The organism is Nocardia flavorosea NBRC 108225, assembly GCF_001613385.1.
GTDB lineage: Bacteria > Actinomycetota > Actinomycetes > Mycobacteriales > Mycobacteriaceae > Nocardia > Nocardia flavorosea.
In genome coordinates, this window is record NZ_BDCG01000014.1 from 1 (window position 1) to 14,264 (window position 14,264).

Annotated in this window: 11 protein-coding genes; 2 read left to right on the plus strand and 9 right to left on the minus strand. The window is 67.5% G+C overall.

Annotated elements, in window-relative coordinates:
- From NFL01S_RS17710 to NFL01S_RS17745, 8 genes are all read right to left on the minus strand, one after another.
- Window positions 1-1,791: Hsp70 family protein (locus tag NFL01S_RS17710; RefSeq protein WP_062976710.1), on the minus strand; the 1,791-nt coding region annotated here is incomplete at its 3' end.
- A gap of 413 nt (window positions 1,792-2,204) precedes the next feature.
- Complete coding sequence (locus NFL01S_RS17715) at window positions 2,205-3,794, minus strand: FAD-dependent oxidoreductase (RefSeq protein WP_062976712.1); 1,590 nt, start codon at window positions 3,792-3,794, stop codon at window positions 2,205-2,207.
- Window positions 3,795-3,810: 16 nt separating this feature from the next.
- A complete protein-coding gene (locus NFL01S_RS17720) occupies window positions 3,811-4,830 on the minus strand; it encodes an AurF N-oxygenase family protein (RefSeq protein ID WP_062976714.1) in 1,020 nt (339 codons plus the stop codon).
- Between the two features lie 536 nt (window positions 4,831-5,366).
- The gene (locus NFL01S_RS17725; protein WP_062976716.1) at window positions 5,367-6,362 is read right to left on the minus strand and encodes a sulfate/molybdate ABC transporter ATP-binding protein; all 996 of its coding nucleotides are present in this window, start codon (window positions 6,360-6,362) and stop codon (window positions 5,367-5,369) included.
- A 90-nt stretch (window positions 6,363-6,452) separates the two neighbouring features.
- Window positions 6,453-7,259, minus strand: a complete 807-nt coding sequence (gene cysW, locus NFL01S_RS17730; RefSeq protein ID WP_062976718.1) for a sulfate ABC transporter permease subunit CysW — start codon at window positions 7,257-7,259, stop codon at window positions 6,453-6,455.
- Window positions 7,256-8,068, minus strand: coding sequence for a sulfate ABC transporter permease subunit CysT (cysT, locus tag NFL01S_RS17735; RefSeq protein ID WP_280507841.1), 813 nt, complete (start codon window positions 8,066-8,068; stop codon window positions 7,256-7,258). The genes cysW and cysT overlap by 4 nt, the downstream gene beginning before the upstream one ends.
- 111 nt (window positions 8,069-8,179) lie before the next feature.
- Entirely contained in the window at window positions 8,180-9,214 is a 1,035-nt protein-coding gene (locus NFL01S_RS17740) for a sulfate ABC transporter substrate-binding protein (protein ID WP_157116663.1), read from the minus strand.
- A 145-nt stretch (window positions 9,215-9,359) separates the two neighbouring features.
- Entirely contained in the window at window positions 9,360-9,569 is a 210-nt protein-coding gene (locus NFL01S_RS17745) for a hypothetical protein (protein ID WP_062976722.1), read from the minus strand.
- Between the two features lie 138 nt (window positions 9,570-9,707).
- On the opposite strand from NFL01S_RS17745, the gene NFL01S_RS17750 reads away from it, so the two are divergent.
- Both NFL01S_RS17750 and NFL01S_RS17755 read left to right on the plus strand, forming a co-directional pair.
- Window positions 9,708-10,367 (plus strand): class I SAM-dependent methyltransferase, encoded by a 660-nt coding sequence (locus tag NFL01S_RS17750; RefSeq protein WP_062976724.1) that lies wholly within the window; start codon window positions 9,708-9,710, stop codon window positions 10,365-10,367.
- A 43-nt stretch (window positions 10,368-10,410) separates the two neighbouring features.
- Complete coding sequence (locus NFL01S_RS17755; RefSeq protein WP_084492850.1) at window positions 10,411-12,426, plus strand: glycoside hydrolase family 15 protein; 2,016 nt, start codon at window positions 10,411-10,413, stop codon at window positions 12,424-12,426.
- Window positions 12,427-12,435: 9 nt separating this feature from the next.
- Here NFL01S_RS17755 and NFL01S_RS17760 read toward each other — a convergent pair whose 3' ends face one another.
- The gene (locus tag NFL01S_RS17760) at window positions 12,436-14,241 is read right to left on the minus strand and encodes a P-loop NTPase family protein (RefSeq protein WP_157116636.1); all 1,806 of its coding nucleotides are present in this window, start codon (window positions 14,239-14,241) and stop codon (window positions 12,436-12,438) included.
- Window positions 14,242-14,264: the final 23 nt, after the last annotated feature.

Consider the following 14,264-nt stretch of genomic DNA (forward strand, 5'->3'; position numbering starts at 1 on the left):
ACCGGTTCCGAACCCACCGGGTTCATCCACCCCGAAACCGCCGGAGTTTCCGGCCCCGGAGCCGTCGTTTCCGGACTCCGGCGTCGAGGTATCGCCCGAACCATCCGGTGCCGTCCATCCGGTGCCCGGTTCCGGCCACTCGCCGCCCGGCGCCGTCCAGTTGCCTCCCGGTGATTCCTCACCACCGGACCGACTCCCACCCGGTATCTCCGGTATTCCGGGGTTACCGTTATCGGGAAGTCCCGGTACCGGTCCGGTGCCACCGTCCGAATCCTGTTCCGGCTCACCGGTTTCCTCCCCCGGCTGTCCGCCGGGTGGGTCGACGATGGGCGTATCGCCGTCCGGGTCCGGCACGCCGGGAAGTTCGATTCCGGGAACCTCCGGTTCCGCGGGATCCGGGTCCACGGGGCCCGGATCCACAGGGGCCGGATCGGGCCGCGCCGGGAGAGCGGGCGGATCGAACGGGATCGGATTCCGGAATCGGGCCGGATCGTCGTAGCGGGATTCGTTGTCGGCGTGCCGATCGCGGGGCGAGGTGTGCGAGTCGTTGCGGTCGCCATCGCGATCCTGTGCCGGAGCCGCGGGCGCTGCCGCGGTTGCGGGCATCGGGGGTCCGTACGGTCGTGACACCCCCGCGGGGGCGATTCGCGGTCCGGTGCCGAGCGGCGCGTAGGACACACTCCATCCGCTGCCGGAGCGCTCCACCTGCGCTTCGCCGTGGATTTCGTACAGCACTGCCCCGGGGGTCTGCAGCGGCATCCTGTCCCGGTCCGGCACCACGGTGTCGGCGGCACCGTTGCCGAGGATGGTGGCCGCGGACATCGCCACCGCGGAGAATACGGCAGCACCGGAGAAGATCGGGGCATGTTCGGCCCGGGACGAGCCGGCCAGCGGAACACTTTCCGCAGCCATGGCGGCGGCACCGAGCGCCACGCATTGGGCCGAATCGGCGGCGACCGTCACCGGCAACCCGAGTTCGGCGAGGGTTTCGGCGACCTGCGGTGGCCGGGACGCACCGCCGACCACCAGAATGCGCCCGATATCGGACAGGGCGACGCCAGCCGAACGGACAGCGCCGCGCACCACCTCCAGCGAATCGCGGATATGTTCGCGACGCAGGCCTTCCGGGTCGACGAAGGACATCAGCGAAACAGTGCCGTTACCCGGTTCGGCCGGGCCGATCGCCCGCTCGCCCGCGCAGCGGGCGATCATCGCGCCGAGCGGACGACCACCGAAATCGTAGGACCGCACCGGTTTTCCGACCACGGGATGATCGGGCCAGTCCATCCCGGTCCGCACCACCGCGACATCGAGACTGTTCCCGCCCAGGTCGTAGACCAGGACGAATCCGGTATCCAGCGGGCCGTGCTCGGTATCGAGCCAATGCGCGGCGGCCACCGGCTCCGGAACCAGCTGGACATGCCCGACACCGGCGAGGTCGAGACTCTGCCGGAGCAGGTCGAGTTGTTTGGCGCTGTATCCGGCCGGATGGGTGGCGACCACTCCGGCCGCCGGTTCGGCGGTGACCAGTCCCTGCACCACCGAGGCGAAGATGGAGGCCGGCGCCCAGATCCGGCCGTCGACGTAGACCGATTCCGGGTCGCGGCCGAGGTCGGCGAATTCGCTGATCGCCGTGGAGAATCGGGTGATTCCACCGAGGCGTGCGGTACCGCGGTTGTCGAATCCGACAGCCGTCCGCCGTGTCCGCACGATCGGCCGGGCGTCGTGCTCGGCGACCCGCGCCGAGACAACGTTCACCGTGCCGATACTGATACCCAGCCCTGAAGTCATTTGCCATCCCGTCAACGCACCGAGACCACGTCCTGCGAAAAAGCCATGGGCGCGGTCGTTTTCCAAACAGCGACCACAGGTTAGCTGCAATGGCCCGAATAAATCGAATAATCGGCGATGAAAGATGAAGTTACAGAACAACTCCCCGAATACCGGCCGAAAAACAAACCGGCAGTTCAATTGCCCACCACTCAGAAAATAGGCTATGAACTGGCAATATGATAGAAATCCTCGGGGACACACCACTACCTGCAGACGTGTCCCCGAGTAACCCCCGCTGACATCCGGACGTGCATTCAGGCACGACTACCGACCGGTAACCGATCAATAGCTGTCCAGGGAGAATTCGCGCCGTGCAAACGAGGACCGCCCGCCCGGTGTGATACCGGACGGGCGGAAGCCGGCGGGTTGCCTCAGGTACGAGCGAACAAGCGGCGCACCGGCTTGGCTGTGCGAGTCACCGCACCCGCGGCCCGGACCTGAGGCCGGCGCTGCCGCAACAGCCGATCGAACGCCTCCGCGCTGCCCGCGGGCTCGGCCAAACGACCGGCGTTGAAATCGTGGGCCAGCTGCTGCACGGTTTCCTGGGCGCAGGATTTGTTGGTGCCGATGAACCCGGTGGGGCCGCGCTTGATCCAGCCGGTGACATACGCACCCGGGAGCACATCGCCTTCCGGACCCGTCAGCACCCGGCCGGCCCGGTTCGGGATGATCGCGCGCTGCTCGTCGAACGGCAGGCCGGGTGTGGGTACGCCGCGGTAGCCGACCGAGGTAAGCACCAGCCCCGTCTCCAGGAGGTCGATATCGCCCGTGGCGACCGCACTGACCCGGCCGTCGTCGCCGGGGACGAGCTCGGTCCGGTCCACTTCGATACCGGTGACCGCGTCGGGTCCGAGGATCCGGCTCGGCGCACTCAGGTAGCGGAAGACGATCCGGCGGCGCTGCCCGAACGGCCGATCGGCCACGCGGTGCAGCAATTTCAGCTTCTGCTCCACCTGGTACGGCAGGTCGCCGGTGAGCGGCGGCAGATCACCCTCGACCGCGATATCCACATCGGCACCCAGCAGCCCGACGAACTCGGGGACGGTGAAGGCAGATTCGGCCGGACCGCGCCGGCCCAGCACCACGACCTCGCGTACTTCGCTGCGCCGCAGTGCCTCGAGCGCGACCGGCGAGATATCGCTATCGGCCAGCGCTTCCGGATCGCTGGTGAGGATCCGGGCCACATCGAGGGCGACATTGCCGTTGCCGACCACGACCACCCGGCGCTGGGACAGATCGAAATCATCGTCGACATGATCGGGGTGCCCGTTGTACCAGGCCACGAAATCGGTGGCCGAGACGTTCCCGGCCAGACCTTCACCCGGGATACCGAGCTTACGGTCGGAGGAGGCACCGACCGCGTACACGACCGCATGGTGGTACGCGAGCAGTTCTTCGTGCGAAATATGTTTGCCGACCTCGATATCGAAGTACGACCCGAATCCCGGCTGCCGCGACATCACATCGAACAGCTCGGCGACCTTGCGAGTCTTCCCGTGATCCGGTGCCACACCGTAGCGGGCCAAACCGTAGGGAACCGGCAGCCGGTCGAAGACGGTCACCCGCACATCGGGCTGGGTGAGCAGTTCGTCCGCGGCATACATGGCCGAGGGCCCGGAGCCGACCACCGCAATCCGTAGCGGGCCGCGACCGGCGGTATCGATCGGCGGCGCCGGAACCGGCCGGGCGAGGATCGGGCGGGGTCGCGACTGCCGGTAGAAGTCGGCGTTGATCTCGATGAACGGCTTCTGCTCATCGGTCAGCTTCTTCGACGAGGTGATGGCATCCACCGGGCAGGCCGAAGCGCAGGCACCGCAGTCGACGCAGACGGCCGGGTCGACGTAGAGCATGTCCGCGGTCCGGAAATCCGGTTCGTCCGGGGTCGGGTGGATGCAGTTGACCGGGCAGGCGTAGACGCAGGACGCGTCGCTACAGCACGACTGGGTGACGACGTAGGGCATCGAGTGGACCCGTCGCTCAGGCGGCGGCGCCGGGCACGGCGCGCAGCGGTTCGGAACGGTACCGGGTGGTGTGCCCGGCGATACCCAGCATCTTCCAGACCCGCTTGGCGACCGGGTTCATCAGGCCGATGTCGTGTGCCAGGGCGCGCACATCGCCGAAGTAGTCGCTGAAGGTCTGCTTCGCCTCGGCGGAGCCGTAGAACAGCTCCTTGCGCACGCTCTTCGGGATATCGAATTCCTCGAAGAAGGTTTTGGGCGGGGTCGCGATGGCGCGGCCCAGGATCCACATGATCACCGGCATGGCCAGCGACAGGATGAACTTGTTGCGCCGCGAGGATTCCGGTACGTGCTGCTTGAGGAATTCGTGCGCGAACGAGATATGCCGCGCTTCCTCGGCCACGTGGATGGCCATCACACCGCGCATGATCGGGTGCACTTCCTCGCCGGAGCGCAGGATGTCCTTCTGGATGTGGTCGATGGGCTCTTCGCCGGCCAGGACGGCCATGAAGAACAGGTTCGGGAAGGCGACCGCGACCGGTACCGCGAGGTGGCGCAGCTGGCGGACCAGCGGACCCATTCCGGGGACGTCGACGCCGATCCGGTTCACCATCTCCTGGAACATCAAGGTGTGGTTGTGCTCCTCGATCATCTCGTGGGAGCAGTAGCGGAACTCCGGGTCACCGTTGGGCAGTCCGAAGACATGCTGCATCATGCCGCTGATCAGGATGGCCTCGAACTGCAGCCCGACCTTGGCGACATTGGCCTGGCGGTACTTGCCGAGTTCGATCTTCTGTTCGTCCGACAGCGCCCGGTACCAGGGGTGCCGGCCCAGGGTGTCGGCGGAAACGGGCAGGATCCAGCGTTCCGGCCGTGCGTTCACGTCGAAGTCCGGGTGATCCCAGTCGATATCTTCGAACGGGTCGAAATGCCGGTTGACCGAGCCTTCCGACAGCAGCAGCAGCTTTTCCGCGTACTCCTGGGCCTGAGCGACCAGCTGGTCGTCGGAGACCGTGGTGGCTGAAGACGTCATCGTCATGCCTCTCGTCAATGATTCCGGCTTAACTGTTTCCCATAGTTACAGCTAAGCTGGGGTACGTCAACACGGCGGCCCGCGCTACGGGATCACAGTCGATAACCGAAAGGCATCACCGCAGCTCAACACACTCATAAACGAGAAGTCGCCGCCCGCTGGGAGCTGCCGCCGCCATGCGTTCGGGACTCTGCCCTCTCTTGCTCTGCGGGATTCCCGGTCACAGATACTTGCCCGATTCGCCGGATAGAACGAGCGGGTCACCAGATCCGGACCTGCCCCGACGCCGTCGGTCCGCCCAGCCGAACCGGACGGATCGGTAGCACGGCGCGACGATGCGTCACCGAACTCGGTCTGCCGCGACGCCTGCACACCCCACCGAACCCCGGCGCTCGTACCGGCCCGCCCACGACCGGGCGGCGGACGCTGCCGGTAGCCCTCGTTGCCTCCGGCAACAAGGGACCTCGCCCGGAGTACCCGGCCTCGGGCCCTGGTACGAGCCGCGTCCGCAATGCCCGCGCACCACCGGAAGGGTGATACTCCTAGGCGACCGGCAGTTCCGGGATCCGAGTGGCACGGGCGTAGACGGTCTCCCCCTCCGCCAGCCGCAGCGCCTCGGCATCACCGCGCGTCACCTGGGCGACGAACAGATCCCCGGTGGCGGCATTGCGCATCTCCACCCGGACCTCGAACCCGAGCCGCACCACCCGTTCGATCGTCGCCCGGGTGACTCCGGCCGATTCGGCCGTGCCCTCATAGGCGGCCAGGGCCATACTCGGATCCCGGCCCACCCGGATATCGTGCGGCCGCACGAGATGGCCGTTCAACCGCGCCACCGCACCGAGGAATGTCATGACGAATTCGCTGGCCGGCCGGTCGTAGACGTCTTCGGGACTGCCGACCTGTTCGATCCGGCCGGCGTTCATCACCGCGATCCGGTCCGCGACGTCGAGGGCTTCCTCCTGGTCGTGGGTCACCAGCACGGTGGTCACATGCACTTCTTCGTGCAGGCGCCGCAGCCAGGTACGCAGATCCGCACGCACCTTCGCGTCCAGCGCACCGAACGGTTCGTCCAGCAGCAGGACCTGCGGGTCCACGGCCAGTGCGCGGGCCAGCGCCATCCGCTGGCGCTGGCCACCGGAGAGTTGCGCCGGATAGCGGTGCTGGAACCCGTCGAGTCCGACGATCTCCAGCAGCTCGTCCACCCGTTTGGCGATTTCGTGCTTGGGACGTTTGCGGATCGTCAGGCCGAAGGCGACATTGTCGCGGACCGTCATATGTTTGAACGCCGCGTAGTGCTGGAAGACGAACCCGATATCGCGTTTCTGCGGCGGCACCCGGGTCACATCACGACCGCTGATGGTCACCACACCCGAATCGAGGTTCTCCAGCCCGGCAATCGACCGCAGCAGGGTGGATTTGCCCGAACCGGAGGGGCCGAGCAGCGCGGTCAGCTCCCCGGACGGGATCTCCAGGCTGACATCGTCGAGGGCGGCGAAAGAACCGTAGTTCTTGCGCGCGTTGGTCACGGTGATCATGGGCGGCCTCCGGCGTGCACGGTCACGAAATTTCCTTCGAAGCTGATTCATGCGGTCCGCGGAGGCCGTAGCGGAGGCGGAGGTATCGCATCATGACACGTCCCGCTTACGTTCCAGGAGCGTCATCAACAGCAGGGTGATGAGGGCGAGACCCATCAACAGGACTGCGGCGCAGTAGGCGCCGAAATCGTTGTGATCGTTGATATAGCGTTCGTGCACCAGCAGGGTGAGTGTCTGCGAGACACCGGGGAAACCGGACGACACCATGATCACCGCACCGAATTCGCCGAGTGCGCGGGCGACGGTGAGCACCACACCGTACGTGAGGCCCCAGCGGATGGCGGGGAGTGTGATCCGCCAGAAGGTCTGCCAGCGGGACGCGCCCAGGGTTGCAGCCGCCTGTTCCTGGTCGTCACCGATCTCGTGCAGGACCGGTTCCACTTCGCGCACCACGAACGGCATGGTCACGAAGATGGTCGCCAGCACCATCCCGGGCAGCGCGAAGATCACCCGGAAACCCCATTCGGTGATCACCCCGAACCAGCCGCCCACACCCCACAGCATGATCAGCGCGACACCCACCACCACCGGTGAGACCGCGAACGGCAGGTCCACCAGGCCCTGCAGCAGCCGCCGGCCCGGGAAGTTCCCGCGCACCAGGGCCAGCGCGATCACCACCCCGAGGATCACGTTCACGGGCACCACGATGATCAGGATGATCATGGACAGGTTGAAGGCGGAGATGGCGGCCGGCGTGCTGATCTGGTCGATGAACGCGCCGATACCGTGCTCGAACGCCCGGTACAGGATGATCCCCAGCGGCAGTACCAGCAGCACGAACAGATAGCCGAGCGCCAGCACCCGTAAGCTCACCCGGCTGGGTGTGGACAGTTTCATCGGGCCTCGCGTTCCTTCCGGGCCGTCCGCTCGGCGAACACCCGCAGCACCAGCAGTGCGACGAACGCGATCACCAGCAGCGCCACGGATACCGCCGCGGCGTTCACCGGCCGGTCGATTTCGATCTGCTGCTGGATGTACTGCGAGGCCACCTGCGTTTCGCGGGGGATATTGCCGCCGATCAGCACCACCGACCCGAATTCGCCGATCGCCCGGGCGAAGGCCAGCCCGCCGCCGCTGATGATCGCGGGCGCCAGGGTGGGTAGCACGATCCGCCGGAAGGTGGTCCAGTTGTCGGCGCCCAGTGACAGCGCAGCCTGCTCGACCTCACGATCGGCCTCGATCAGTACCGGCTGCACCGACCGCACCACGAACGGCAGGGTGACGAAGGCCAGCGCGACCACCAGCCCCGGTTGGGTGGCATTCAGATGAATATCGATCGGACTCTTCGGCCCGTACAGCGCGAGCAGCACGATACTTGCGACGATGGTCGGCAGCGCGAACGGCAGATCGATCAAGGCGTTGACCATGCCCTTGCCGGGGAAGTCGTCGCGTACCAGCACCCAGGCGATCAACGTGCCCATGACGACGTTGAGCAACGCCACCACGAGGGATACGAGCACCGTCACCCGTAGCGAGGCCAGTGCCAGCGGGTCGGTGATCGCGCCCCAGAATCCCGACCAGCCGTCGTCGAAGGCGCTGAAGGTCAGCGCGGCCAGCGGTAGCAGCACGATCACGCTCAGCCAGAGCATGGCGGTGGCAATACCGAGCGGGCCCACCGAACCGGTGAACCGCAGCCAGGAGCCCAGCGGGCGGCGGGTGGGTTCGGCGCGCGCCGCGGCCGCGGCGGGCGCGGGCTCGGTGTCGGGGCTGTGTTCGGTCACGAGTATCGAGTATCGCGTGTGGTCCGGGTCACCCGGCTACTCGGTGGCGTTGTCGTAGGCGATGGCGATCGCACCGGAGTCGGGAGCGAACAGTTCGGCCTCTACCGTCTCCCACCCGCCGAGGTCGGCGATGGTGTACAGCGTGGCCGGTTCCGGGAACTCCTCGGCGTACTCGGCGGCGACCCCCGGGTCGACCGGCCGTAAGCCCGCCTCGGCCCACGCCCGCTGCGCGGCCGGGGTGTAGAGGAAATCCCGGAATGCCAGCGCCTTCTCCGGGTGCTGCGCATGTTCGAGCACCGCGACCGGGTTCTCGATCCGGAACGTGGTTTCCGGCACGATATGTTCGACCGGGTCACCGTGGCGTTCGGCGAAAATCGCCTCGTTCTCGTAGCTGATCAGCACATCGCCGGTGCCTTGTAAGAAGGTCTCGGTGGCCTCCCGGCCGGATTTCGGCTGCACCCGTACCCGGGTCAGCATCTGATTCAGGAAATCGATCCCGGCCTGCTGATCGCGGCCTCCGTCGCCGGCCGCAGCATAGGGCGCCAGCAGGTTCCATTTCGCGGAACCGGAACTGAACGGGTTGGGGGTGACCACATCGACATCCGGGCGCAGCAGATCGTCCCAGCCGCGGATGTTCTTCGGATTACCGGCCCGCACCACCAGGGCGACCACCGATCCGAACGGAACCCCGCGGGTGGCGTCGGCATTCCACTCCGGGTCCACCAGCCCGGCGTCCACCAGCCGGGTGATATCGGGTTCGAGCGAGAAGCTCACGATATCGGCGGGGGCACCGCGCGCGATCTTGCGGGATTGATCCGCGGAGGCGCCGTAGGACTGGCGCACCTCCACTCCTTCGCCCGCCTCGGTCTCGTTGAATGCCGGCACGACCTCGTCGTAGCCGGGCTTGGGAATCGCGTACGCATACAGGTCGACCGTGCCGCCACTGCCGTCGGCACCACCGCCACCGACCTCGTCGCTGGAACCACCCGCACAGGCGCTCAGCACTATGGGTAACGCCATCAGCGCGGCCAACAGCCGGCGGCGTCCCGCGGGGCGACCCGTACGCGACATCATGAACATGGACCTTTCCGCGCCGAATCCGCGCCGAGCTCGCGCGGCTCCGCGGCCACCCGGGCGGATCACAGTGTGAACAACCAGGCGATGACCACCAGCACCAGCAGCGCGGCCAGTGCCAGCTGTACTCGCGAGCGCGGCATCAGCCCACCTCGCTTCCGGTCTCGCGGTCTCCGTCGGTGTCAGCGTGCCCCAGCGCCCCGGCGGCCAGGCGCACGGCCCGGTCGATGAGGTAGGCGATACCGAAACTGATCGGCACCATGCCCACCAGCACCACGAGGAACTGCGGGATGAACGGCAGCCCCGCCACCCACAATTCGAACCCGTCCCACCAGTCGGCAATGCGCTCCACGGCGACCAGCGTAGAACACCGGGTCGGGGGTCCTGCCCACCTGGCATGACCGGAGACCGCATGATGACCTTCGCCACTGCCCGGGCGGGACCACTCTCGCCTTGACCTCGAGCGAGCTCGAGGTTGCAGGCTGAAGTCATGACTCAGGCCCCCGACATGTGGAACTCCGCCTACGACAACGACACCGCGCCGTGGATCATCGGCGAACCGCAACCCGCGATCCTCGCCCTGGAACGCGCCGGCCGGATCCGCGGCCGGATACTCGACCCGGGGGCCGGCGCCGGTGAACACACCATCGCGCTGACCGCAGCGGGTTACGACATCCGCGGTGTCGACCTCTCCCCCAGCGCCGTCGCCTATGCGCGGCGCAATGCCACCGCCAAGGGCGTACCCGGGGCCCGGTTCGAGGTGGCCGATATGGTTGCGCTCGCGGATTCGCCGGACAACCCGCTCGGCACCTTCGACACCATCGTCGACAGTGCCCTGTTCCACGTGTTCTCCGACGACGAGGCCCGCACCGCATACGTGCGTGCCCTGCACCGGCTGTGCGAGCCCGGGGGCTGTGTGCACATCCTGGCGCTCTCCGATGCGGAGCCGGGTTTCGGTCCGCGTATCGGGGCGGACCTCCTCCGCGATTCCTTCGCCGGACCGGGCTGGGAGCTCGAGGACCTCCGGCCCGATCACTACTACGGGCGGGTCACCGAAGCCAATGCCGACCAGCTCGGAGACCTGACGGTCGACGCTACGGGCAAGGTGAAAGTCGTGGCCTGGCTCGCCCGGATCCGGCGCACCGGATAACCGATAGTGGCAACTCGGGCCTCGGCAACACATCATGGGTGATATGCCGAGTCCCGAGCACACAGCACCGGCGAGCGGACTGCCGGGCACCTACCCGGCGGCGCCGCGTCGCGAGGACAACTTCCCGGCCATCGACGACTACGCATTCCTCTCCGACTGCGAAACCACCTGCCTGATCGCCAGCAGCGGGGCGGTGGAATGGATGTGCATACCCCGCCCCGATTCACCGAGTGTGTTCGGTGCCCTGCTGGATCGCAGCGCGGGCCATTTCCGGCTGGGCCCGTACGGGCATTCGGTTCCCGCGGCCCGCCGCTACCTGCCGGGCGGGATGATCCTGGAAACCACCTGGCAGACCGCGACCGGCTGGCTGATCGTGCGCGATGCGCTCGTCCTGGGCCCGTGGCACAGCACCGAACAGCGCAGCCGCACCCACCGGCGCACCCCGACCGACTGGGATGCCGGGCATATGCTGCTGCGCACGGTCAAATGCGTGAACGGCACCGTCGAGCTCGAAATGAGCTGCGAACCGTCCTTCGACTACCACCGGGAGACGGCCGCCTGGGAGTACACCGGCAAGGTGTACGAGGAGGCGACCGCGGTCTGCGCCGCCGATCCGACCGCCGGGCCGAGCCTGGTGCTCACCACCGATCTGCGCCTGGGTCTGCAGGGCCGGGAAGCCCGCGCCCGCACCCGGATGACCGAGGGCGACTGCGCCTATGTCGCGCTCACCTGGTCCGAACTGCCCGCGCCGCGCACCTTCGACGAGGCCGCCGACCAGATGTGGACCACGATCGAATGCTGGCGGCAGTGGATAACCCTCGGCGATTTCCCCGACCATCCCTGGCGCCGCTATTTGCAACGCAGTGCACTCACTTTGAAAGGCTTGACCTACGCGCCGACCGGCGCACTGATGGCGGCGGGCACCACGTCACTACCGGAAACCCCCGGCGGAGAACGTAACTGGGACTATCGGTACTCCTGGGTACGCGATTCCAGTTTCGCCCTGTGGGGCAACTATACCCTCGGCCTGGACCGCGAAGCCGACGATTTCTTCGCCTTCCTGCACGACGCCACCACCGGCCCCGACGGCGAACCGGTCCCGCTGCAGGTTCTCTACGGGATCGGCGGCGAACGCCATCTCCCCGAATCGACCCTCGACCACCTCTCCGGCTACGGTCACGCCAAACCCGTGCGCATCGGCAACGGTGCGTTCGACCAGGAACAGCACGATATCTGGGGCACCATGCTGGACGCGGTGTACCTGCACGTGAAATCGCGCAAACACGTCCCGGAAACCCTGTGGCCCATGCTGAAACGCCAGGTCGACGCCGCCATCGCGAACTGGCGGGAACCCGACCGCGGCCTATGGGAGGTCCGCGGCGAACCACAGCATTTCACCTCTTCGAAGGTGATGTGCTGGGTCGCGCTGGATCGTGGCGCGCGCCTGGCCGAACTGCACGGCCAGGCGCAGATCGCCCGGAAATGGCATGAGATCGCGGCGGAGATCCGCGCCGATGTCCTGGCCCACGGGGTGGACGAGCGCGGCCGTTTCACCCAGGTCTACGGCGGTTCCACGCTGGACGCCTCGCTACTGCTCGTGGTGCTGACCCGGTTCCTCCCCGCCGACGACCCGCGGGTCCGCGCCACCGTTCTGGCCATCGCCGACGAGCTCACCGAGAACGGGCTGGTCCTGCGCTACCGCACCGAATCCACCGACGACGGGATGTCGGGCGCCGAAGGTACCTTCACCATCTGTTCGTTCTGGCTGGTTTCGGCGCTGGTGGAAATCGGCGAGATCGACCGCGCCCGCGTCCTGTGCGAACGACTGCTCACCCACGCCGGCCCGCTCAAGCTCTACGCCGAGGAGATCGACCCCTACACCGGCCGCCAGCTCGGTAATTTCCCGCAGGCCTTCACCCATCTCGCCCTGATCAACGCCGTCACCCACCTGATCCGGGCCGAAGCCGCGGAACCGGCCGGTACGTTCCGGCCGGCGCACGACAAAACCGGTGGCACCCCGTGGCGCAGCCGCCCCCGCGATATCGGCGGGATGCGCTGACGCTCGCCGTCAGGCGGCGGCGATACTGCCCGCCTGCTGCCGCAGATCGCGCAACTTACCCATATCGGTATCGAGCCGGGCGAGCCTTTCCGCGCCCCGGTCGCCGTACTGCGCGCCGGCCTCCTCGGCCACCCGCAGCGCCTCATCCGCCGCACGCAGTGCCTCGGTGGCGATATCGGTGAAATGGTCCCGCAGAACCCGCTGCACCTCACGCAACCGGGTCCGCGACTCCTTACCGACCTGGAAGACCACATCGTCCATCAACCGCGAGACAGCCGCTTTCGCCTCGGCCTGCCGGCGCAACCGGCGCGCCCGGCGGTCCTCCCACAGGGCATGCAGGCCGAGCAGGATGCCCGCCCCGGCCGAATACCAGTTCACCAGCGACATCCCGAGCAAGCTGGTGGCCAGGCCGACCATCAGGATACCGCCGTAGGACCCGCGCAGCGCGGACAGGAACTGTTCGGTGACACCCGCTTTCGCGCTCTGCAGCGGTTCCAGCGGCGCGACGTCGGTCAGCAGATCCGAGGCATACCGGGGCCGGATATCGGGTAGCTCCGGACGGCGGTGCTCGGCGGGAAAACGGGCCGCGACCTGTTCGCCGAGCTCCTCGGCACGGTAGTTCGCGGTCTCGAAATTCTCCGCGATGGCCTCGGCGATCCGCCCCTCCAATTCGGTGCCGAACCGCTTCCACCGGGTGGCCGGATCTATTCCGGAGATCTCGGTTTCGGCGTCGCGCATCAGGCCCCGCAGCCGGTGCCGCAGATCGTGCTCGATATCGGCCATCAGTTCAGTACTGCCGTCGGCCAGCGTGACCTGCCAGGTCGCGGTGCGCTGCCGCAGCTGATCGGCCTGATCCCGGGCGGTCGCCAGCTGCTGGGTCACATGGGCGCGCCGCCGCGGATCGCGCAGCGCGTCGGCCTCGGTGCGCAACACCACCCCGAGATGGTCGCCCACGAGCTGGATATCGCGGACCGCGGATTTCACGGCCATGGCGTCGGCGTGGGCCACCACATAGTCGCGCAGATGCTCGACCAACTGCGGTACCCCGGATTCGACCGCCCGCTGCTGATTACCCGCCCGCTGCGCCTGATGGTGCAGTTGCGCCGACACCGGCGCCACCGCAAAGCCCAGCCCGGCCTCGTCGAGCAGTTCCCGGTTGAGCTCCTGCACCTGCGCCCAGTGCGGATTGCGGTCGATCTTGTTGAGCACACAGATCACCGTGGGGCAGATCTGCCCGATCCGCCGCAGATGCGCGATCTGATCCCGGTTGTAGGCGGTATCGGCATCGCTCACATACAGCACCGCATCAGCAGCCGCGATCATCGACCAGGTGGTGCTGTCCTGCACCGCGGCCCCCGGCGCGTCCATCAGCACGATGCCCTCGGCCAGCAACGGACTGGGGTGCGTGAAATCGGCGCGGATCACGCCCTTGGCCGACAGCGCCGGGGCCGGATTCAGCGGATCCACGGGCTGGCGCCGGACCCGGCCGCCGCCCTCCCGCCGGACCAGCGTGGCCGTCGCTTCGGGGCCGTACTCCACGATGGCCGGCACACTGATCGGGCTGTCGGTGGCGCTGACCGGCGCTCCGGCCAGCGCGTTCACCAGGGTGCTCATCCCGCTCTTCGGCGGGCCGACCACCACCAGCCGCACCCGCGTATCGGCGACCCGGGCGCGGACCATACCGAGCCGGCCCCGGAGATCGTTACGGCTGGCGGTACGGGAAACATCCCGCAACTCGTCGATGATCTGGATGAGCGGGGCCATCACATCCGGATTCTTCACCGTGGCGGCCTGCGGTCCGGCTACGGCAGACAAGCCCTGCTCCTTCGCTCTCGGTC

Coding starts and splice junctions, on each gene's coding strand:
- NFL01S_RS17740 (WP_157116663.1), bottom strand. CDS start 9,214: ATGTCGCGTACGGGTCGCCCCGCGGGACGCCGCCGGCTGTTGGCCGCG.
- cysW (WP_062976718.1), bottom strand. CDS start 7,259: ATGAAACTGTCCACACCCAGCCGGGTGAGCTTACGGGTGCTGGCGCTC.
- NFL01S_RS17755 (WP_084492850.1), top strand. CDS start 10,411: ATGCCGAGTCCCGAGCACACAGCACCGGCGAGCGGACTGCCGGGCACC.
- NFL01S_RS17715 (WP_062976712.1), bottom strand. CDS start 3,794: ATGCCCTACGTCGTCACCCAGTCGTGCTGTAGCGACGCGTCCTGCGTC.
- NFL01S_RS17750 (WP_062976724.1), top strand. CDS start 9,708: ATGACTCAGGCCCCCGACATGTGGAACTCCGCCTACGACAACGACACC.
- NFL01S_RS17720 (WP_062976714.1), bottom strand. CDS start 4,830: ATGACGATGACGTCTTCAGCCACCACGGTCTCCGACGACCAGCTGGTC.
- NFL01S_RS17725 (WP_062976716.1), bottom strand. CDS start 6,362: ATGATCACCGTGACCAACGCGCGCAAGAACTACGGTTCTTTCGCCGCC.